We start from the raw sequence: 23,750 nt of genomic DNA, 5'->3' as shown, positions 1-23,750 counted from the left end.
CGCCTTATTACATTCCTGTGATAGGTTTCCAAATGTTCCTCCCCGAACCGGACTTACATCTCTCAATGTATCCGGCTCTCCATCTGTCTTCTGCATTTTATATCTCGCCCTTGTGTCTTTTCATATGACACTCTTTACAAAGTGCGATAGTCTTTCGATTTCTCGCTATCATTTGTTGTTCAATATATGATTTATTTGACTTTGCTCGTAGATTCTTTAATCTCCTAATGTGGTGCATATGTATCACAACATTGCTAGCTCCGCATAGTTCACATGTTTCCGCCTTGATTCTATCTGACAATTTAGTCGTACTCATTACATGCCGAGTATTTGGTAAAATGTCTGTTCCTTCTAGCGATAAATTTCTTGTCATTGGAAACTTTCTTTCAATGAAATGAACTTTATTCATTCCCTTCTTTGTCTCATACTGTACAGTAAATTGTCCGTACTTTTCGTATTTCTTTCGAATTTGTTTCGTACGTGTTCTGTATTTTGACGCAAAAGTTTTTAACATTGAGTAATACATGAAATATGCAAAGCGGTGCATGTGATTGCTCACATTTTCAGCTAGTCGATAGTAATTATATAACCCTCGAATTTCGCTATTATATTGCGTGATAATCTCTAGATCTTCATTGTGTTGGAAATATCCTCTTGGCTGAGGTTTCCAAGTGCCATCGGCACACATTTTAATGGCCTGATACTTTTGAAGTTTCTTTATCCATGCCTCATGTGGCATTTTTAATTGAATTTTACCGTTAAGAACCCTAGAAGCTCTCCCAAGACTGTTAATGCGTGTTGCTTCACTTTTAAACACTTTAATTTCAAATCCTAGAAATTTAGCGTGTTTCTTGAAGGCATTTGTTATCAGAGTCTTTTCCATAGATAATTCTAGTTTTAGCTCTTCTTTCAAAAATGAAGCTATCTCATTTTTAATAAGAATTGCATCCTCTTTAGAACCTATTACTCCGATAAGAAAGTCATCCGCATATCTTACATATTTGAGCCTTCTATAATTTTCATCCATTGGATTATTATAAGGTGTTTGTAACAACTTCCTTTTCAGGACCTTTTGTTGTTCTTTTAGTTCCTTAATTCGTGTTACTTCTCCATTTAGATAGGCAGTATCGATTTTCTCTTGAATCTTCCGCACTTTATACTGTAAATTACTATACTCTTTATTTATTTGTCGCTTTTTCCCTGATTCAAATCTATCTTGATACTTTTTCATATAAGCATCTAATTCGTTTAGATAAATATTAGAAAGTATTGGACTAATGATTCCACCTTGAGGTGCTCCACTATAGGTATTATGAAATTTCCATTCTTCTAAATATCCAGCCCGTAAGAATTTCCAAATCAACTCTATAAACGCCTCATCTTTTATTCTTCTTTTAAGAATTGTAACTAGAGTATGATGTTCAATATTGTCGAAAAACCCTTTAATATCTCCTTCGATAAACCATTTACTACCTGTAAATGTGCGCTTTATCTCTAATAACGCACTATGGCATCCCTTTCCTTTTCGGTATCCATGTGATGAACTAGAAAAGCTTGAATCGTATATCGCTTCTAGTATCATACGTATAACTTCTTGGACTAATTTATCATAAAAGCTAGGAATTCCTAATGGTCTTTTCTTGCCATTTTTCTTTTCAATATAGGTTCTTCTAGATGGATATGGTTGATAGCTTTTACTTTTTAAAACACTTATCAAGCCTTCCACTTCCTTCATAGAAAAACCATCAATAGACCTTTGGTCTACTCCTATTGTTAATGCGCCATCATTTTTACTTAGATTATCGTATGCTAATAAAAAGAAATCTGGGTTATATAAATTACGATAAAGTCTTGTATATTGATATTCCTTATTAAGACTCTTCGTTCGCAGATTGCTTAGTACTATTTTTGGACATTGCATAGTGCCTTTCGCACCTCCCCAATTTGGTAATAAGCTGACAGACTGCCTTCCTTCGCCTTGTACTAGGCTTTCCCTAGCTCTGACTACTACGAAGGCTCCGTTGTCATATTAGATATTCATGAGCCATACTTCTTGATTTCTGTATCTTGAAGTTATCCTCAATAGCCCAATGGGCGTTCCAACTTAGACAATCCCCATTTAGTAAACAAAGAACTTGCACGTATAGTTTCGGATGCGACGTTCACACGTTCCTTCCATATAGAAGTGGGCAACAGATAACCCTACTCATATAGGATGACTACTACTACCCTTATGATATCTGTTGAGTCTCGTCTGTAAGCATCTTCCGAGTCCAGTTACGGTGGCCTCCCTTGTGCTATCGTTCAAGCAGTTTAGCCTTCATCCTTATCTATACTTTATATCTTGCCATTCAGTCTTGACTCGATGCTTAGTCAACTTACGGCTTTCTTGGCATGCTGTTGTCCCCCTTCAGTTTCCCTCCAAGGTTAGCCAAGTGATACTAGGTCTTTTAGGGTTGACCTAACAGCTTGCAATCACTGTGTTTCTTTGCTCCCTTATGGGCGCACGTAATCCCCATAACACGCTCCAACTTTGGTTCGGAAGTTATTAGGGTCAGAACAACCTGCTGGATTTTCACGAGCATGCTCCCTAGAAAACGCAATGGCTGTTTCTTCTGAATATCCACCTTTTGCTAATGCATAGCTAATGAATCCTGATCCAAAATTATAAGATTGTAAGGCTAGGGCTATATCTCCATTCGCCTTTGCTAACACATCTTTAAATTCTTGTACGCCTGCTTCAATAGAAATGTTGGGATCTTTAATACATCCTACACGTGCGTTCCCCTTGACACCTACACAAGATGGGCTCATGTCTCCATAATGCCCCTCTGAAGCCTGCATCGGGTCATTTCCTGCTCCACCTGATTCCTGCATCATTTGGGCAGCCAAAATACCAACATATTGAGCAACACCATGTTTTTCTGCCATTTCTTTAATTTTAGGAAGGTATCCTGTAACTTTTGCATTAAGGTTAACAGGCTCTCCACCAGGACTCACATTACCTACACACATACCACCAATAAATCCACCAGTAGTAGGGGCAAGATGTCCATACATTCCTTCTAACATCCCGGCTTCTAATATCTCACGAGCACGCTCTTTTTGACTTTTACTAAACTTTGCGAGTTCCATGGCTTTCTCTAGCCCGTGAGAAGATGTTGTCACTTTTTTACTTCCACTTGCATTAATCTCATCTATTTTTTTCTTAAAATCTGTATCTCCTAATATCTTTTTTACATCTGGTCCGGAGTAACTTTCAGATTTTGTTTTTTGCATCTCTTTTTTCTTTTTTTCACAAGGACCATTTGGTCCCGCCTCACATACCTCTTTTTCCGTATATTCTTCATATTGGATATCCAAGAAGTATGATATAGCATCATGCGGATCTTTACCAGTTAAATCATTATCATATCGCGCCATGTCAAAGGCGACAACCTCTTTCCAATCCACATTCAGAGCCATTGAGACTTCCATATATTTTTTTACTTGTTCCTCTGTCTTACCTTCATCATCGGTAAAAGGTACAAAAGAGACTAAAATCACACACACAGCAATAATTACTCCCATAATCAAAGCGGCAGGTACTCCAACCGCTGCCACAACAGCACCCACAATTTTTAATATACCTGCTTTTAGCATTTTGGCAGCAGCTTTCGCTGCCGCCTTTCCTGCTTTTCCTGCCAATTTTGCCATCTTCCCACGCGCTTGCATCCCTTTTTTCTTAATAAAGTGGGAAGCTACATCTTTTAAAGGATTACTTTTTTTCTGTTCATTTGGATCGTTAGGGTTTTGACTCATAGACTTATCACACCATATTTTCCATTTTGAGAATTTCTTCCTCTTCGCTGTGCTAAGCGAGGATTTGGCGCAAATGGAATCAGATTTTGTGGGTCATGTTCTGATAAATTCAGATGCGTTTCTGTACGAACAACTTCATCCTGTGTATGTGTTACTAAGATTTCTTCTCTTGGCTTAATACTACTGTCTTTCACTTCACAAGCTCTTTCAATCCTTTGGTTTGCTTGTAAGCGCGTATCTCCTTTTCCGAACGGCGAAATACGTGACACTGTACCGTCTGTTGTTGTCGCAACCATATAACTACGATCTCTTTCTACGACCATTTGTACATTCTTATAGCCACCTTGGTCTAAATCAGACATATAGAAGTGACCATTGTCTACCTTATGATTGACCGTAAGTGGTGGTTCATTAAATACCGGTTTCTGTTGTAACGGTCTTTGATTTTGGTTTCCTACTAATTGATTTGGATTTACATTGATTGAGCGATTGATATTGATTTTGCCACCACTTGAATCTTGTATATAGGCTGGAGATGCTTTCGTACCATTACGATACTGCGTTAATTGTCCGTCTGAAATATTTAAGTCCTGATATACGACTTGTCCAGATCGTATACTGCTATCTCCACTACCATAACGAGATACAACTTGCGTCATACCACTAGAATCTTTTGCCTCAATCCATGATTTATTATTTGTCGTCACAAGTCGTACTGCACCTTTTACAACCGATTGCGCGCCTGTATGATCTGTTGTCGTCGGTACCATCTGTTGAATTTCCTGAATCTCTTTTGCTTCTGTACGAACTGCACTGTTATACGGATTATGTTTACTTACCATACGTGCAGTCGCTTGATAAGCACCTGCACCACCAATCACACCTGCAGCGTAACTTAAGCCTTTTGTCACATTATAATGACGCTCTGCTGCATTCCCACCTAATGATGTATTAACAGCAGCAGTAGTTCCACTTATCACTCTTTGTACTGTATTCCCTCCAGATTGTTGTACAGCACTCGCGGCACTAAAGTATGCATTTGATACCGTATCAATGCGATCCGCAAGCATAAGGTGTTTCGCACCTTCCATTACACTCATGCCAAGTTTTGTACTTTGCTGCGTCATACGTCCCACTGCTGAAGTTGGGATAGACATTTTACCAGCGCTTTGTGCAATATTTGCTACACTTGTTGATGCATCTGCATAAGAGCGTTCAATTTCCGCAACAGAAAGATCTCCTGCACGTGCGATACTCGCTTGCGTTTGTGTCGCCGCATATACAGCTTTATTGATTGCGCCACCTGTTGCAACGCCATGTGAACGAACACCTTGAATCGCACTAGTAATTCCAGAACCTACTTGTTGACTCACCGTTCCAAGACTTGCATGGCTTTGTAATCCTTTCGTTAATTGCGAAGCAAAGGCATGTTTATTAATATACGATTGATTATGTAGACTCTTACCACTCGTATCTTTCGCCTGTACGGGCATCGCTCCCGCTTGTACTGCCGCTTGTTGTGCCACTGCTTTAAATTCATTTCCTTTTTCATTCAAGTGCGACTGCCAAGCTTGCTCTTTTTGTGGTTGAGACATTGTTGGAGACAAGTTCTTCATAAAGCTTGCCTGTTGTTCTGCTGCATAGCCCTGTTTAAAGGATTCTGTAGAGGCTTGTACCAGGTTGCCAACATTACTTACTTGTTTTGCTTTCTGGCTTCCTGTTCCACTTGTCAAACCGTGCGTTTTCACGCCGTTGACTGCCTTCTGAATGCCTGCCGCATTAGATACACCCATAGCATTTAAGCCAGGATTTTTTTGTAACTGTTGTGATAAATGAGCAGCGAAAGCTTTTTTATTCGCATAGTTTGTACCATCTTTTTGCTGTACAATACCAGCTGATTCCGCCGCTTTTTGCGCATGATTTTGAAATCCTTGTACTTTTTGATCTAAATGCTTATTCCATGCTGCTTCTTTTTCTTGTTGTGGCATATCTGCAGGGAATTGTTTCATGAATCCAGCCTTATGGTCTGCACTATACGCTTTCTTAAATGCAGCAGTAGAAGCACCGACAAGAGCACCGACTTGTCCCATATTTTGATGGCCACTTTCTAACGTTTCTCCTTTTACATCCTCGACTGCTTTTCCGACCTTTCCTAATGCAAGTCGAGAAGCAAACGCATCTTTATTCACATAGGATTTATCAAACAGGTTATTTCCTTGCTTATCCTTCGCGTCAACTGGCATAGCTCCCGCTTTTGTTGCCGCCTGTTCTGCGTGATTTCTAAATCCTTGTACTTTTGTGTTCAGATGATCGTTCCAATGTTTCTCTTTCTCTTCTGCTGACATATTTTCTGGTAACTGACTCATAAACGTATCTTTATGGTCTGCCTCATACCCCTTTTGGAATGCATTTGTTGCAGCGTTTACTAAATCTCTAGCATTTCCATATGGTGTAGCGGTTTTCTTCATATTTTGTAAATCTTGTTTCCGCTGATTTGAGAAACGAGACATTTGATCACTATTTGTTTTCGCTACTTTTTTAGCAATCTCCGCATCGGACGCACCAGGGAATGCTTGTTTCAAGCGACTTGCAACTGCAGAATCCGGATTATCTGCTTTCCAATTTTCAAAGTCTTTTGTAGCTAAATCCTGTGCGATATCTTCATCGGTTAGTTCCGGATAAGATTCTCCATTTAGATTTGAATACGTATCCGCACCCTTCTTTACACTGGAACCAATATGTTTTCCTAAAGCAACAGCTCCTTCGCCGACTGCAGCAACACTTCTACCAGCCACTGCACCAGGAGCACTACCTAATGCACTTCCAACTTGCGATCCTGCTACCATCGCTCCCGGTCCAAGACCAGCTCCCGCTGCCATACCTGCAAGTCCTGTCGCTGCTTTACCAATTGAACTTCCAATTTGACCAGCTTTTAACATACGAGCTGCACGAGATGTTGTACCAACATCTGTCCCTAAATTCGCTCCTAATGCATCTTTCGGGTTATCAGCATCTTCTTTTGTCTTTTCTTTATCCCCTTTATCGTCAGGTTTTGCTTTTGAATTACGGTAGTCATCACGAACACCTTTAACCAGTCCAGCCACACTTGCTAAAGCACCCATACCCATCATCGTACCTGCTCTATGAATACCAGCGGATGCATTGGTGCTAAGGCCAATAAAGCTTTTCACGATTTCACCAACTGGGATAAACATTGCAAGTAATATTAATTTTATAATAGGATTTTGCGCACCCCCAATAAGTGTAATAACTAACCATAGGGTAATTGCGTGAATCGCTTGAATTAATACTGCACCCATAAGTTCACGAATCCAATATAACGTCTGTTGTTTCTTTTGTGGGAACATCCACATTCCTACCATTACAGGGCCTAGTAACATTAATACGTATAGTGTCACAGCGCGCATTAAATAATAAAAGTTTGCCCATATCATTAATCCAGCTTCAATAAATAGTCCGAATATGATAAACATATAATCATTTTTATGGTCTTTCATTGAAAGTTCTGTAATCGTCTTATTGTCTGCCAGTCCATTCTTTAATAGAGGTATTTGCTGATCTGGGTTAAAATTCCCTAACGCCTCTTTAAACTCTAATATAATCCAAGAATTTAGATCAAAAATAAAATTATAAAAGAAATCTAAATGCCAGAGGCAAATCGAGATAATCATTAAGTCTTTTGCATATTCAATTAATGCCGTGCGATTATTTGGATTCAGAGTCGTTGCTGAATATTTTGCTGCTGTAATTACTACACTGACGAGAACACAAAAAGCAACAAGTTTAAACATGACAGGCATACCGGTATCTAATACATTCGTAACTGCATTCTTTTCATATAAAAAATCTAGATTAGATTTATCTCCACCAAAGACTAGAACTGGAATAGTATCCATAAATCCATAAATAGGCGCTAGTAGGGCCTTTACCATATGGATAACAAGGCCTCCGACCCAATCTATTATTTTCTCAAGCATAATTTCACCTTCCTTTACAAAGGTACGCTACTATCCTGCGTACCCTTGTACTTTCTTCATATTGTTTAAAAGCTCTTGAAGTACCGCTTCATTCGATTCAATAAACATCATTTCTTTATCTGATGGATCTGTTTGAATCCAAACCGAACTATCTCCTACGCGGAAAATCCCTTCTCCTTTTCCAGGGTTGTTGAGAATAATATCAAGCTCCCCAGCAGTTAAGTTAAAGTTCTCCTGGATCTTTTTCTTATCAATCTTATTTTGTTCTAAGAAGAAATAAGAGAAAGTAGATTGCAAGATACCACGAGCTTTTACATTTTCTAAAATACGAACAAAGTCCTGACTTGCCCAACACATACCGGCATTTCTTTTACGTGAACGACGTGCTACTTTTTCTAAGAAGTTAACCGTTTGTTCATAATCGATAAACTGCCACATCTCATCCACATACAGTACTTTTCGCTTGATAGCGTGTTCTGGACTCTTAATCCAATGCTCCCAAATATAGTTCAAGATAACGTGGAAAGCGATTGGTTTTAAGAATCCTTCTTCTAAATGACTAATATTAAAGTTAACAACACGTGATTCATTTAATTGTGTTTCTACACCACGACCAAAATGACTTTGCCCATCAAATAATGGTTTTGACCCATCACGTAAGAACGGACGAATCGCGGCGATTAACTCTTCTGCCTTCACATCGTCTCCATGATGTTCTACTATGACATCGTAGATTTCTTTTAACTCTGGCTCTGGCTTTCTTACTTGAGACTGAATTAATTGTCCATCCACCTTCTTCACCTCATCTGTATATAAAGAAGAAGGATGTGAAGTAATACCATGTTTATCAAACACTTCACGAATTGCATCTTCTAGCATCGTACGTTGGAATACATTTAATCCTGGTTGATCAAAGTCTTGCCCACGAATAATAATGTCAAAGAATCCTAGTATTTCATTTATTTTCTCTAAAATTGGTACAAATCTCACATACTTTACGCCATCACGCTCTACAAGTTCTTTCTTATCATATTGTTCAAGTGCTTCTAGTTCTTCATCTTTATCTGTAATTTGCAGTTCTGTTACTGCAATTGCACAAGGGTTAATAATGATATTACTTTCAGGAGAAATGTTTAGGTTAATACCACCTAAACGTTTTGTAATTTTTACAAACTCTCCCTCTGGATCGATAATCATTGCATGTGTATCTGCAAGTGATGTTTCACGAGCGAGCTTCATTTTTAAAAGTAAACTTTTCCCGGAACCTGAAATTCCTGTCACACCAATGTTATAGTTTGGTGGACGATAATCTGCATTCCCGAATGAATTTAAAAATTCTACTTGGCCAGTAATTTTGTTCTTTCCTATTGGTATCCCACCGTTAAATCTTCCGGATCCTGATACAAAGGGTGCAAATGTACATAGAGCACGTCTATCGATATTTCGATAAGTGTCTTGCAGCGTATTTGGTGCCCCTAGTGGCATAGTAGCTTTCAAACCACTTTTCACACGGTTCCAAGTACTTGCTATCTTAAAATGAGATGCTTGCATTTCATCTTCAATATACTCACATAAAACGTCCAATTCTTTCTTTGATTCTGCGTAAGCAACACCCATTGTACTCACCATATAGGAGTCGTTTTCATTGAACTGGATTTCATCCATTAAATTGTTTGTATCTTGAATTTTTGCATCTAAGTCTTTTTCTTGGTCAATGTTTCCTCGTGTACGTTGGAAAGAAAGATTCGAACGTAACATTGTAAGCTGCATATCTAATGATCGCATTGCCTTAGCTTTTGGCTCTTTATGAATATCAATCATGACATCCACTTCCCCGGCTGAAGTTAACATGTTCAGCCAATTCGTTTGCATCATACGTGGATATCCATCACGTGGAATATAAAACGGACGGAAGAACGTATTACTTCCTAAAGATTGTTTAATAACCCCATAATCTTCTGCATCAATTTTCATTCCTTCTGGGGCAATAACATCAAACACTGTTGTTTGATTGTCTAATTGCGTCGGTACTTCCTCTTCTTCCAACTCTTCCTCCTCTAGCTCCAATTCGTCCCTCTCTTCTGCTTCTATTTTTTTCTTTTCCTTTTTCTTTCTTCCGAACAACTTCATGTTTACGCCACCCCGTTATTTGATTTTTCTGCCTTTTCTTCTGCTAGCACTTTCTTCATTAACTCTAGTTTTCTTTCATTTGTTTCCCCTGTTGAATAGAGGGAGAAATTCTCATTTTCAATTAAGTCCTGGAAACGAGCTTTTACAGCTTTCCGACGGTTAAATGCTACATATAAAAGTTCTATTAATTTATCTTTCGTTAACATTTCTACATTAATTTTTGCTTTCGATAGTAGATTTCGAGAAGCATTATAACGGCGATATAATTCGTTAAACGCCTTATCCACAATCTTTTCTTCCAACTCTTCCTCTGTATCAGCCGTAATCGTACTAATATCAACCTTGTATGGATAAATTAAATAACGCTTTTGTTCATATCGAGGTTGCGAACGCTGCCAGTACTCTAAGTTATCGATAACTTCTTGTCCATATAGAACCGTCTCTGGTGTAAGGTCCTTCGCACCTTTCATCGTTTCTGTCATTTTGCGTACAGGATCTGTTAAATCCACAAACTTACTTTGAATATATACTTTCGTATTAAATTCTAATGTGGTTAACCATGATTCAATTTTGATATCAATTGCTTCTTGTTCCATATTGGAGAGTAAATAATAGTTAACTGGATGTGCTTCCGCAATCAGAACAAATGTATCATCATGATATCGAATCATATGATTATCGATTTCCTTAATGTCTTCTACAAAAGCACGAAAGAAGTCAACATTATCCTCATCAATTTCCGATTCAGCAGGCATATTTTTTTTATTTTTCTTTCCAGCTTTTTCAGTAGTGTGTTTCTCTACTCCACCTTGCTTTTTCCCTTTTTTCTTAGAACCAAACAGCGGTTTTCCATTCATTTTCCGATAAAAGAAAAATCCCACAATGGCTATGGCTGCAAAATATATCATTTCTAACATTTATAAGTTCTCCTTTGCCCATGTAGTTGGCTCGTACCCTTTTCTCCACTTACCTTTTTCGGAACGGCTACGCATTTTGATAAGTAGATACTTATCTAGATACATGTGTTGTTTTTCTTTATATATAAACGCAAACGTTATAACACCTATTACCGTCGGTAGTGCTAAAATTAAGCAAATAAAAAATGCTACTACCGCATCAATAGGTGCAAATAGTCGCCATAAAAATGGTACATATAAATAAAGGGATGCTCCGCCACCTAATAGATAAATCAATTGGCGTTTGCTCAGCACACCTAATAGTGTTTTTTGTTCCGAAGTCATATCAACAGGAACGGTTACTTTTCTCATTTTGTTTCCTCCCTTGTATAAGAGAAGCTCTCCCCAAATAGAGGAGAGCTTGTACAAACTCTTATGTTAGATTGTCGTAACCCAAGCAGCGATATCGTAAGCTTTGATCATGACAAAGCCTCCAATTGCCGCGCAAGCTAAACCAATCATAGCTTGTGTACGGTTTTCAGGGTTCTTCCCTTGTGCTCCAGATAGTTTAATAGCTGCAAATACAACGCAAGCTGCTACCCAAATTCCCCCAAAACCAATTAAGGTTTTCACCAAAGTGTTCATGCTTTTTTGAACGGTTTCAGCATTACCGCCACCACCATTACCACCAAGTCCTTTCGAAAAACTATTTTTTGCCAGTAAGAAATCTCCTACTGATGTTGTCATAAGTTTTGCAGACAACCAATTCAACATAATTCCTGCACCTCCGGATGTTTTTGCTCGCAAAACGCAAAAAGACCCCAATATACGCACACGTCCCCTAAGGACATGGCGCATATTGAGGTCTTCTCTTATATGCGAACTGATTAATTTTATATTTTATTGTAAAATCTTATTACGTTTATATTATAGCAATACGATTTTGAAAATACAACCCCTTATTTACACCTTTATTACTTTTTATCCACTTTATTTAGATCGTACCATACCATTTGAATTTGAAAAATATCACTGTCCGTAAGGCCTAAAAAGTTCATTTCTTCTTTCAATGAGCACGATGGTTCTATTTTTATAGATTTTGTACTTTTGTCTCTAAGTGTATACACATGTACATAATAACCTTCTTTTTCATTTTGCATAATAACAATACCTCTTAACCTTTATAAATAATATTATGTCCCTTAAATATATAAAAATTACATATTAAGTATATGATTATTCCTTTTCTTCAAAAAATGAATCTAATGCATCTGAAACAACTTCTATTTTTTTCGCTTTTCTTAATGCTGCCTCTCTAGGGTTAATTATAATTTCATTACTATCTAAAATAGATTGCAACACATCGTATATTTTATGTAATTCACTTTCATTTACCTTGTCTATCATTTTATGTAGCATATCCCTAGTTACCTTCATATTTATTTCCTCTTCCTTCGCATATATTCTCTTAATTTCATTATAGCGTATTGGATTTTTGATCACACATCGTTTTTCCTGAATGGTACAATAAAGGAAAAAGGAGACTTCTTCATGGGTGACTTAATCAGTGATGTATTGGGAGGCCTCATTATGTCCATTCCTTCAAAAAAGGAAAAAATGATTGGTAAAAACTTTAAGTTATTGAAAAAAGAAACGTGGTTTAAAGAGATTGAACAAAGATACGGTAGATTAATGGTATTTAACCATTCCATTAGAGAATTTGTTAAAAAAGAGGATCTTGAGGCAATCTTAAAGGATGTTGAGAAGACTAATGAATTTCGTTATGAATTAGAGGGAATCCTAAAGCAAGAAAAAATATAGTTGTAATCACAAAATGGGCATCAATCAAAAATAAAAAATAGGTAATTGTTTGTAATCACAATTACCTATTTTTTATCATTTATATTTACTCTTTATGTTTTAAAATTTCATTAACCTTTTCCACACTTAATTCAGTGGCTTCCGCTACTTTCTCAATAGGTACACCGACATTAATTAAATTGTGAATCATCTCTATCTTAGTTGCAATTCTAGTCTCTTCTGTAGCTTTTTTGGTGGCTATTTCTGCAGCTTTTTTCGCAGCTTTTTCTTCCGCCGTTTCTATTTCTGATATTCTATCTTTTATTGCTTTTTCTCTAGCCTCATATAAGCGTAAAAAATCCTTATCGCTACTTAAACGCTCCCAATCCTCTATTGCCTTTTTCAAAACTGGATCTTTTTCCATTGCTATCGCCTCCAGGATTGTTGTTAATCTCTCATCTTCATGCGCGGGAAATAATAATAACCAACGCGCTAAAGAGTCTTCCCATGGATTCATTCGTTCTCTTTGCCATTCTTGAATCACTTTTGGAATTTCAAGAAAATGCAACTGCATATTTTCTGTAATGATACGCTTAGATTTTTTGTTCATCACTGTATTAACACTATGAAACTCTTGCTCTTCTGGAAATAGAATGAAATCTACTATATTAATACAAATGGTTGGTCTTAATTCCGTGTACTTCATCCCTTGAGTCATTTGAGAATAATACATGCCTGACCAATAGAACAAAGAGCGCTCTATCATATCTTTTTTGTCTCGAACTTGAATCTCTATATTAATTTTTATACCACTATTTAACGTGGCTCGCAAATCTAAAATAGACAATTTATCATCCTTCTGCTCTCTTGGAAGGTGCGGATCATCTAAGTGTAAAGATGTAATTTCTTCATCAATAGATGATTGTAGTACCGCGTTAAGAAATCCAATTAATATGTCTTCATTTCCTTCTACTCCAAATAAACGCTTGAAAGCATAATCAACTCGTAAATTTACTAGATTTTTTTTCATAGATGTATTCATATTCTCTTCTACCTTTCTTTTAGTTAATTTAAAACCTCTGTGTAATTGGATATAAGAAAAAGATAGAATTACAAACTCTATCTTTTTTAATCTATCTATTTATGAAAATATCAACCTACTATATGACTTTCACAATCTCTGAAATACAGGTTTAAATCCCGCTTGCATTGTATCATCCAGCCCTTTACCTTGCGTTGGGTTCCATGCAGCTATGATTACGTTATAGCCTACTCGCTTTAACTCTGTTGCAAAGTCTATAAGAGCTTTTCTTACTTTTTGATTCTCTACTAAATCGGCATCAAACGCTAAATAAACATTCTCTACACCCATATCCTTTAATACAGGCATAGTAATTCGCCAAGCGTTTACACCAGGAATCGCAAGAACCGTCGTTCCTACTTCAATAAGTTCTGCTTTATTAAATCGCTTTGGAATTAAATCAGCAATCAAATCAGCTTTCATGGGTCCTTCTGTGATCATTACTGATTTCGTTTGATGCAATGTACCAGACTTCCAATGTTTTAAATGAGAATTTGGTACCGCAACATGCACTGGAAGTGGATTTTCACTACCGCCTGCCCCAGTACCTTGATTTTTGTTTGCTGATGAGAGCCATAGATACTTTTGTCCTTTATGAATCTTTACAACAATTTGTCCCTCTTGAAATGGAATCTCTACCCTTTTGCTCACTTCTAGTTCGCCTTCAAAGATACAATCACCATCTTTAGTTATCTTTACAACGTTAGGCTGCTCGATTAATTCCGCTTGAACTCCAGTAGGTGCCGATTTCACATGAACGGAGTTTTTCACTTCATCCACACGAACCTGCCACCCAACAATTTGATTGTACTGGTTTCGAAAAGGAATCAATATACCAGGAGATCCTGACATCAAACGAAGAGAAAGTTGACCTTTCCTCATCTCATAAAAACCCGGAACCCCCTGCCAACAGTTTTTATTCCCCATCTGTTTAAATAGCTGCTCCCAAACAGTCGTATACGTATTATCCTCCTCTAGCACAATTTGTTGTTTTAAGAAAGATCGATATTGACGTACTTGTATTTGTTCTTCAGTCATTTTTCTATCTCGTAATAAATGTGTATAATGATGATCCTGTAATGGTATGAAATCCATTAACTTACGATTAAACACATCTAATTCCTCATTGCTTTTCTTATCATGAATCTGAACTTCATCCGCCTCAGGCAATTGATACTTATCTTTTCCATTTATGTAGTGAATGTAGCTTGGATTGCCCGTGTTTTTTCCGTAAATCCATTTACTTTCTACACGTGTACATGCTACCTTCTCTTGCGAAATATGAAGCATGCAATTACCTGTATCATGACAAATCGGACACGTAACACGGTAAAATTCCCACCAGCTACCTCTTGGATAAGCACTCGTTAAACGAAATTGACCTTTTTGAATGTTATAATTCATTATTCCCAACTCCTTGTATACTGGTTATCGTTTTCCGACAGAAGACTCCTTCCTCAAAAATGTGAAGGTGTAAAACATCAATTTTAGGTGGGAGATGAATGTCGGTTGGCATTAGCCAACATGTTTGCTACCATATACTTGTACAGATTGCTCTTTGAAAACTGAAGATATGAAGTTGGTTGCAGAAAAACGTTGCAACCGTAAAATCTTCAACGTTCTTTCGCCCCACGTTTGCCGAAGTTGCGAAAACCAAGCTAAAGTAGGAAGCGTGGTGAGTCAACGTACAAGATACTTATGTTTTCACCGTAGGGACTACGGGCAGAGCCTGCTAAGATAACCGGTGGATACATCGGTGTTCGCAGGAATCTCCCACTTCAAAAAGTCCGTAAGGACGTTAAGTGGTGAGTAGTTCAACTGCAATATAATCTTCTTTATCACGGAAAATGCTAGAGTCACGCTCTCAAATTGGTTGAGTAACTTCATTCATCTGAAAGATTTTTATTATCTCCTCTAATGATAGTAATGGTTTATCAAGTGTAATTGCATGTTCGTATTTCATTATAATGATCCCCTTCCAAAGCAAAAAAGCACAAATCTTGTGTTTTTCTCACAGTGTTTTTTATTTGTATACCTAAATCTAAAGACCTTTTTACAAGTGATTCCTAACTTGAAAACAACACAAAAAGGGCTCCTTCAAGTCGATTAAAAATGTGCATAGCAAAAAAGCTATATATACACTAATCGGCTCAAAGAAGCCCTTTCCATAAATGAAACAAGACGCAACTTGCTTCTACAACTCAACCACAACACAATAAGGTGTGGGAATAAACGGAATCAATTAAACAATAAATATAGTTCCATATTAATAAAATCTTTATTTATTTTCAAGAAAATTTAAATTAACAAATATTAAATTAGGTAGTTGAACGTTCAATTCAACCGAAATTTTAGCTGTCTTTTTATTTGAAAGAACAATCAATTAAGTCATTATACCACTCATACTGCAATAAAATAGGAATATTATTACAAAATCAGTGGATGAATTATGGATTCAATGACTGAAAGATTTTGCATCTAATTCTTTTATTTTTGCGTATAATCGTTAGGGAAATCCATTTAAACTACATCATCTCTCAGGCTGTGATAACATACACTTTAAATTTTCAAAAGGAGGGGTACTTGATGGCGAATGGTTTTATGGTAAGCGGAGTAATTGAAAAACATTGGAAAGGATGGGGTGCAAGCGATGGTCCTTTTGGCAATCCTATAGGACCAGAGGAGAATGTCACTGGCCGTAACGGGCGCCGACAGCAGTTCGAACGCGGGGAAATCGCATGGTCTAGAGATCATAATATAGTTACTAGTGTCTATAGGTTGCGAAACGAGGCTTGTTTTGAGTGGACGTGGCCTTCATTAGAATACGATTACTTCCGATACGACATTTCCTATAACGGCGCTGGACAGGGGCAGGCTAGAATGCAGGTTAAATCGACCCATAATCAGCTTTGGACAAAGCTTCAGGGATTCGGTGAGTATGCGTTCATTATAAAGTTCTGTACGGACCCATTCATAGGTGCCGATAAATGCAAGCACGGTTGGACGATACCTGTGCGCCTGAACTTTGATAAATCTACTGAAACCCTGAATCCGAATCCCGAAGGGCCCCAGACCAAAGTCGAATTTACAGAACGCTGGCATGAGCTTGGGGCATGGGATGGACCGCTCGGCAAACCGATTGATTTCCCTCAACCCAACGAAGCCTTCATACAGAGGTTCGAGCACGGTGCCATTACAGCTTCGCCCAATCATGTATATGGAATGGTTGTTGCTGCATACCAGCGTGGGAAATTCATAGAGGTAAACTGGGGAGGAGTAGAAGGATACTCATTCAATGTATACCGAGTTGATGTGTACCGTAACAATAAAAAGATCTTAGAGAAACTTGTGGAAGTAAATCCGAATGACTGGGCCCGTCCATTTAATTCCAGCGGCTTTTTTCGCTACGAACCATCTAACATGATGGAAAGCGCAGTCTATGGATTCGTGATTAACCCTAGTTACACATCCAGTCTAAACCCTCAACTAGCTCCAAATCCCGATCCTGATATTAAGGTTGAACCAGTGGGTTCTCAATTTGATATTTATGACATCGTAGATTTTTGGCATGGTCAGACCTTGCAGGTTAATGTCCAATATTCTGCGATGAACTACAATGTTGAACTTAACCTGCCTTCGCCTAACGGTATTCCTGCCCATGCGTATGCTTATGCAAGTCATGCAGCACGAATACGACCAATCGTCAATCATTATGTGCACATAAATAGGCAGTTAAACTGGCCGGCTGGACCTGCCACTGAAGATAATACAATGTTGCTGATTGCATACCTACAAGCTGCGTCAGACAATTCTGATTCCCGCATCCCTGGCGAGCTACCCAATCGGATCATGGCTCACGCTATGCTGAGAAGTATGACTCAAGGTCATGGACAGGTTGGGACCAGCTTTGAAGAGGAGTTATTTCTAGGTATAAAACTTATCAAAAAAGGTGATTATGATATGGCTTTAAAAGGTCTTATGGTTGTGGCTTATCGATACAGACACCTACTTACCTCTGACGAAATTGACTTCATATTGCGTGGACTTGTTCCCAAACATCTGGTAGGAGGAAATGACCCAAACATTGAGTCATATAATATACTGACAGAAGAAGTTCCAGAAACCGAGAACCATATGCTAATGATCAATAGCACCAGATATCTGGTGAATCAGATCATGTTTGAACAGACTGGTAATCAGAAGTATAACAACGTGCAAAACCGCCTGAAAACCTGGCTGCTTAGATATTTGCACAATATCGCTAAACATGACTTCCTTGAGTTTAACTCGCGACCCTATCAGCGCTTATCTCTACATGCAATCTTTAATCTCCACGAGTTTGCTAAAGACCCTGACGTAAGAACCGCGACGCATATCATCCTCGACTATATAATGATGAAGTTCGCGGTCTCGAGCACCAGATTGCGACGGATTCCCCCCTTCCGTCGGTTACATGAAAATATGAACCGTGTTTGCAACAACCACAATGATTTAGCCTTTCCCTGGCAAGGAGCAGACGCGCTCGTTGGTTTCTTTCTCATGTATTTAGGGCCCTCTGACCGTGACCGAAATCCGACCAATCTATTTCCGGCAGGCTGGGGTATTTTTGCGTTAATTGCAGGACTCACTGGTTATCGTCCTCCACCTGCGGCCTATATCCTTTCCATAGACCGGCCTGGCCCAATCCAGCACCGATTCTACCACGGAAGACGGCCCGAGGTATATGAAGCAGATGAAAGAGCTGATGGGGGAGTGGAGATTTATTACAATTCTCCATCGTTTCTGTTGACTGCTGGGGGAATATTCCTCAATAGTGGGTACGGAAATGACCAGTTAACAAAATACAAGCAGGTTGCCTACGCACAGGCAACAACCTTACTACCAACCCGGGCTCTGGACGTAAAGGGAAGACCTGATCTCAATGTGAAATTTGAAGACCTTATTCGTTTCGAACAATTTCCTAGTAAAAAAGAAAAGCAATGTGTATTTAAGAACGAGCGCTCTGCTGTCAACACGGGAGTACATCTTGGTTTCGCCTGTGGAGCTAACCTCGTTATCCCTGTCAAATGGCTGCGACTGGCTAGATCCCAACCTACCAGTATTCGGGACGTAAATGGCTGGATTCTGCTTAATTTCAATAAGGACCTACCGGACTACGGTCCACTCGGATTTTATGTCGCGGCTTATCGGACACCGGTTGCTGAACCGGAGCAACTAGAGGTCCGATATGGCATGGTGCCGCAAAATGTAGGTTTACTGTATGCAACTGAAGCCACTGACATGTCCTTTGATGAATTCAAGAAACGTATTTTGGAGCGAAACAAGTTTCCTGACAAATTCGAATGGGGTGGAGTCTATGACTTTCATACTCCTCATGAGCAAGAACGAGTATTCCGTTTTTGGATAAGGCCTGAAGATCATAAATATACACCGCGTATTTACGATTTGAATGAATATTCATCGAAAGATTTCACCTCTTTAAATCTGGTTGAAGGCGTATTTTTAAATGCTACCGGCAAGCATGACGGGTTTATAGAGATCTATACCCCAGGCTGTCGCAGTCCACTTATTCTCGATTACCGAAACCCCATACAACCAATCCGAGCGGACAACATTAACGATTGTCCAAAACCTTGGCTCGAACGGGCACAAGCGTTGTATACACAAGCAGTTCAGTTAATCGAGGCTGGACGTCAAAAGGAGGCTGTTGGACCCGCAGATGAGGCAGTGACCCTATTTCGTCAATTGGCAACCATTTCTGCTGCTCCTTTGACGACAATCGTTGAATATTTAGTGGAACTGTCCTCTAAATTGTGCCATGTGGGTGGATTATGCTCCGAAGCGATTAATCCGATACAAACGGCCGTAGATCTCCTACGTGCCTTCCAACCAGAATCGGATAAACAAAAGGACTATCTGCAGTTATTCGCTTCTACAGTGCACATACTCGCTGTTCGATTACTAGAGGCTGGACGCAAAGGTGAAGCTGTTGGGCCCGCTAATGAGGCCTTAATGCTATATCTGAGGTTGGGAGGCATGAGCGACGCTGACGTCATGACAGTCGCCCAGCATCTATTGGATCTATCCGCTGACCTGTACGACTATGAACTGTACTCTGAATCAATCAATCCGATACAAGTGGCCCTTCTCTTACTAAGAGAGTTTCAACCCCAACCTGATAAGCAACTGGATTATTGGGAATTATTTGCTATCTCTCTAATCACCCTGGCTCGCCGATTACAGAAAATAGGCCGAGTAGATGCAGCGAAAATATATGCTCAAGAAGCGGTTATAGTTTATCGTCAGCTGACTCAGGTGGACTCAGACAAATTCGGTCCATTGCTTAAAAATGCAGAGGAGCTAGTTACTTCTTTGACTTAAACCTAAGGATCAAGGTATGGAAGAAAAGGTGTGGAACTTAAGCCTGTCTACCTACAGGGGCAAAGAGCGTAATGGAACTTGAAATGAATAAAAGTACGGAAAAATTTGTTTAAAAAATATCATCTATATATCCTTAAAAAACAGAGGGATAGGTACCTAGTTTAAATTTAACTGTTTGAAGACAACACAAAAAAGGGCTTCTTCAAGTCAATTAAAAATGTGTATAGCAAAATAACCTATATATACACTAATCGGCTCAAAGAAGCCCTTTCACAATTGAAACAAGACGCAACTTGCTTCTACAACTCAACCACAACACAGTAAGGTGTGGGAATAAACGGAATCAATTAAACAATAAATATAGTTATATATAAATGAGTTTATTAAGTATTATCAAGTGTCGTTATATATTTATAGTATTTAGCGTTATAATACAAATATATAAAGGAGGTAGAATATTTTATAGTTATATTGCGTTTATTCTTTTTCAATTTTTTGAAGTAATGTATAATTAAAGTATGCTACACGAGATATTGAGTCATATCTCATCGTCATTTTAAAAAGATCTCCATTTTACATGGAGATCTTTTTTTGGGAGATAAAAAAATAACTACTAATTTTACACGGCAGGAAATTAGCACAATACAATCTCTATTAATATCCACCCATCTTAATTACTAACATAATCATAAACATACTAAACAAGAGATTTTTTAAATACTTATTTTCATCTTTTGCTACAAAAAGAGCTAAACTGCAGAATAAAGCCCATCCTAACCAAAATAGCATTATCAAAAGTAAACGCGCCTTGAAAGATAATCTACCGGACACTTTATACACCATTAGGATAACTCAGATAAATCGAACTCCCGTCCCCATGGCGTATTTCAGCGTTTCCCCAACCGTATATGCGATGTGGGCATTACCTAGATTATCATAAGCCAAGGACGGCATGTCGCCCCCGTTTGGATCGACGACTTCTACGACCCATACGCCGAATCGGTTGCGAGAGGCTAATTTAAGATTGTTTCCGTCACCAAAGGCTATTCGATAACCATGCCTAGACCCAGGTTCTAATGCGACCGATGGAACAACCGGAAAAACAGTGTCCGTTACAATTTCTTTGTGTGGCTCTGCTATACTAAGGTCGAGAACTGATGCCTTTAGCTTGCCGTTAGTTAGGTCTGCGTAGGCTACACACCATTCTGTGCCTCCTACAATGGACGTAGGTCTATTCACTACGAAATAACCGCTATCAGAGAACGACGTAAAACCAACAATACCTTCAGTAGGGTCGTTAATTCTCGTCACCCGAACGCTTGTAGCAGGCACCAGCCCGCCCTCCTCGCGTACCGCGATATATGCAATGAGGCATGTCTCAGAATCACCGTCAAACACCATTGAGGGACACAGACCTATGTTCCATAAGTTATCTTCAGGTACTACCAACATACGCTTAAATCGCTCCGCAACTTTTCTCGTAAAGCCCAGTGAGCTCGTGGTTAAATCGTGAAATGCAAAGTACGGAGTATCGCGAAGTTCGTGGTTAAATCGTCCCGAGTGAAGACTGAAATCAAAGCCTGAAACACCACGTGAGTCGCCAAAAAGGCTCGTCGGGATAGGCGTGAACTCCCAATGTTGGTCTCGCTTGACACCATAAGTGAGAAGGCTGTCATCATTTAAATAGGCGATGTGTGGATTACCCTTGGAGTCGATTTCGAGGCAGATTCGGGCGTCTATGCCACTGACGAGACCTGCGCTGAACACTTCCTCCCGAACCCATGAACCAGCAACCCTATTGGCCAGCATCAGTTGTCGGCCAATTCCAGCATAAGCAATATAAGGATTGCTGTTCTTATCGAGTGCCAAACAAGCTTTTCCTGCAACGGTTCCTGGACCGTCAATCATCTCAAACGTAAACTGCGCCATATGGTTCTCCTCCTATGTTTTTATAGTTTTTAATTAAAGATCTATATCCAATAATGTATCTGCTAAAATTGTTTCAAAAATCGCATTCTAATATATTTTTGAAATTGTAACTAAAGAACAAAAAAATAACTCCCAGTGGTTTCTTATAAAAAAGGGAATTTACAATTTCTTGTTAAACAAACCTGTCCCGTTCGTTTAACAAGAAAATCAACAACATTTTTTAATAAAGCCATTTTCTGAGGTCCTCGAGTGGATACGCCTCCCGCTACGGGCTACGTTCTCTTCCAATACTAATCAACCCTTTATACATACTTCCCTTGCTTTATACTCTTTCCCGTATAGTATGTAGTCTTTTGTTTTAAACAATTTTTCATTCTAAATCGACAGTTGCTTTTTCAACTAACGGATGTTTTACTTTAAGAAAAAAATAATAAAGGTATATACATATTAGTCATATCTAAAATGTATATACCTTTATGAATTAAGAGTTTTTACAATTTAGGTCTTGATAACGAATGGATTCTGTCTTTTTTATTTACCTTAAAGTAATCCATTCATAGCTAGCCCACTCTTTTGGTTTTTTATCGTACTTAATACGACCAGTCGTACAGAATGAAGCAATCATCCATTGAAAAAGGTTCATCTTGGCATATGGATCAATACAATCGTCTATTTTTTTCAATTGATAGCCTGTGCTATTTTTCTGCCAAATTGTATATAAACGAAAATGTGTTGTCGTAACAAGTCTAGCTTTTGTTGTAACTTGCCATTTTGCAATTTTCGTTAAATCTTCTTTTACTTTTCTTTCATAATCTTGTTTTACTACCTTATAACTCTTCTCTTTATTAATTAGTCCATTCGAGAATGTAAAAGGCATTTGATGCACCTCATAGACAGTTCCTTCTTCATCTCCTAAAATATTTGATTCTACTAGGAATATATTTTTTAGTTTTAACTGTTCCGTTAATTCTTTTCCGCTCCGATAAAATGGTTTTTTTATCTTCTGAAGCAGGACAACCTGTACAATTAATCCGATAAGTAGCGGATACGCTAGTATAAACACCATATTAATAAACATATTTGCAATAAGTACCCCTACTAGTGCGAATATCGTGAAATAAATATACGTTTCTCTTTGATGAATGATTCTACTATTCAAGCTAACATACCTCCGTTTTGATAAATCGTGAAAGCAACATACATAGTTGCTCCTAACAATATAGAACAAGCCCCTGGGAAGCTCTGTATCAGCTGTATTTCTTTCTTTGGTAGTTTTGCCCCAAATATAGAAGCAGCATGCTCCAATTGGTCTTTAAATGCTCCTACAAACCCTAAAATTTTAATTAATCGATACACACTAGCAATCCAAAAGAATAGTAAATGGAAAGCTGTTAATGTAATAGCGGTAAGCATAGCCGATTCCTCTACTACATTACTAACATATAAAGCTACCACCACAAGCATTTTCGTATCGCCGGGTGAAGAGAATTTAAACGTCTCTAACAACAAACCACACGCTAAGGCCATGACTAGTACAATTACAATCTCTTTTCCTGCTCTTATTCCGGCAAAATACGTGATTCCTATACCGACAATTAAGAATAATAGATGCCATATATTTTTCGTTTTTCTATATTTCAAATCAGTAAATACATTCAAGGTCATATATCCTATTAGTATTCCTATTACATATATACTCATAATTTTTCTCCTTATTTTCCGGTTTTGATGGAT

The 23,750-nt window shown here is 38.3% G+C and carries 15 protein-coding genes and 1 pseudogene; 2 read left to right on the top strand and 14 right to left on the bottom strand.

Annotation, left to right across the window (positions count from 1 at the left end; translation table 11 throughout):
• Positions 1-97 precede the first annotated feature (97 nt).
• The 9 genes and pseudogenes from MKY21_RS30525 to MKY21_RS30485 all read right to left on the bottom strand — a co-directional run bounded on the left by MKY21_RS30525 (position 98) and on the right by MKY21_RS30485 (position 12,262).
• On the bottom strand, positions 98-1,921 hold the full coding sequence (locus tag MKY21_RS30525) for a reverse transcriptase/maturase family protein (protein ID WP_021728157.1): 1,824 nt from the start codon (positions 1,919-1,921) through the stop codon (positions 98-100).
• A gap of 587 nt (positions 1,922-2,508) precedes the next feature.
• A pseudogene (locus tag MKY21_RS30520) lies at positions 2,509-3,801 on the bottom strand (lysozyme family protein); the annotation flags it as partial.
• Positions 3,798-7,799 carry a hypothetical protein gene (locus MKY21_RS30515; RefSeq protein WP_341078579.1) on the bottom strand — a complete coding sequence of 1,334 codons (4,002 nt, stop codon included), beginning with the start codon at positions 7,797-7,799 and terminating at the stop codon, positions 3,798-3,800. The pseudogene MKY21_RS30520 and the gene MKY21_RS30515, both read right to left, overlap by 4 nt.
• Positions 7,800-7,829: 30 nt before the next feature.
• Positions 7,830-9,929 carry a VirB4 family type IV secretion system protein gene (locus MKY21_RS30510; RefSeq protein ID WP_000765120.1) on the bottom strand — a complete coding sequence of 700 codons (2,100 nt, stop codon included), beginning with the start codon at positions 9,927-9,929 and terminating at the stop codon, positions 7,830-7,832.
• Positions 9,930-9,931: 2 nt separating this feature from the next.
• Entirely contained in the window at positions 9,932-10,846 is a 915-nt protein-coding gene (locus MKY21_RS30505) for a hypothetical protein (RefSeq protein ID WP_000892003.1), read from the bottom strand.
• The gene (locus MKY21_RS30500) at positions 10,847-11,197 is read right to left on the bottom strand and encodes a PrgI family protein (protein WP_001233532.1); all 351 of its coding nucleotides are present in this window, start codon (positions 11,195-11,197) and stop codon (positions 10,847-10,849) included.
• 66 nt (positions 11,198-11,263) lie between these two features.
• On the bottom strand, positions 11,264-11,683 hold the full coding sequence (locus MKY21_RS30495; RefSeq protein WP_098377980.1) for a hypothetical protein: 420 nt from the start codon (positions 11,681-11,683) through the stop codon (positions 11,264-11,266).
• A gap of 116 nt (positions 11,684-11,799) precedes the next feature.
• Complete coding sequence (locus MKY21_RS30490; protein WP_097862058.1) at positions 11,800-11,985, bottom strand: hypothetical protein; 186 nt, start codon at positions 11,983-11,985, stop codon at positions 11,800-11,802.
• Positions 11,986-12,061: 76 nt separating this feature from the next.
• Positions 12,062-12,262 (bottom strand): hypothetical protein, encoded by a 201-nt coding sequence (locus MKY21_RS30485; protein WP_076775955.1) that lies wholly within the window; start codon positions 12,260-12,262, stop codon positions 12,062-12,064.
• A gap of 114 nt (positions 12,263-12,376) precedes the next feature.
• Between MKY21_RS30485 and MKY21_RS30480 the strand changes: the two genes are divergently transcribed.
• Positions 12,377-12,646 carry a hypothetical protein gene (locus tag MKY21_RS30480; protein WP_341078573.1) on the top strand — a complete coding sequence of 90 codons (270 nt, stop codon included), beginning with the start codon at positions 12,377-12,379 and terminating at the stop codon, positions 12,644-12,646.
• Positions 12,647-12,731: 85 nt separating this feature from the next.
• Here MKY21_RS30480 and MKY21_RS30475 read toward each other — a convergent pair whose 3' ends face one another.
• Both MKY21_RS30475 and MKY21_RS30470 read right to left on the bottom strand, forming a co-directional pair.
• A complete protein-coding gene (locus MKY21_RS30475; RefSeq protein ID WP_341078571.1) occupies positions 12,732-13,667 on the bottom strand; it encodes an Rpn family recombination-promoting nuclease/putative transposase in 936 nt (311 codons plus the stop codon).
• Positions 13,668-13,796: 129 nt separating this feature from the next.
• Positions 13,797-15,110, bottom strand: a complete 1,314-nt coding sequence (locus MKY21_RS30470) for a DUF3854 domain-containing protein (protein ID WP_341078570.1) — start codon at positions 15,108-15,110, stop codon at positions 13,797-13,799.
• Positions 15,111-16,292: 1,182 nt separating this feature from the next.
• On the opposite strand from MKY21_RS30470, the gene MKY21_RS30465 reads away from it, so the two are divergent.
• Positions 16,293-20,087 (top strand): LGFP repeat-containing protein, encoded by a 3,795-nt coding sequence (locus tag MKY21_RS30465; RefSeq protein WP_341078568.1) that lies wholly within the window; start codon positions 16,293-16,295, stop codon positions 20,085-20,087.
• Between the two features lie 852 nt (positions 20,088-20,939).
• Here the strand turns inward: MKY21_RS30465 and MKY21_RS30460 are convergent.
• The 3 genes from MKY21_RS30460 to MKY21_RS30450 form a co-directional block, all read right to left on the bottom strand.
• On the bottom strand, positions 20,940-22,016 hold the full coding sequence (locus tag MKY21_RS30460) for a hypothetical protein (RefSeq protein ID WP_098316314.1): 1,077 nt from the start codon (positions 22,014-22,016) through the stop codon (positions 20,940-20,942).
• Between the two features lie 535 nt (positions 22,017-22,551).
• Entirely contained in the window at positions 22,552-23,175 is a 624-nt protein-coding gene (locus MKY21_RS30455; RefSeq protein WP_098316312.1) for a hypothetical protein, read from the bottom strand.
• Entirely contained in the window at positions 23,172-23,717 is a 546-nt protein-coding gene (locus MKY21_RS30450) for a hypothetical protein (RefSeq protein ID WP_098316310.1), read from the bottom strand. Before MKY21_RS30450 ends, MKY21_RS30455 begins: the two co-directional genes overlap by 4 nt.
• Positions 23,718-23,750 lie beyond the last annotated feature (33 nt).

Source organism: Bacillus sp. FSL R9-9497 (assembly GCF_038005805.1).
Taxonomy (GTDB): domain Bacteria; phylum Bacillota; class Bacilli; order Bacillales; family Bacillaceae_G; genus Bacillus_A; species Bacillus_A cereus.
This window is presented reverse-complemented; position numbering and strand designations above follow the sequence as displayed.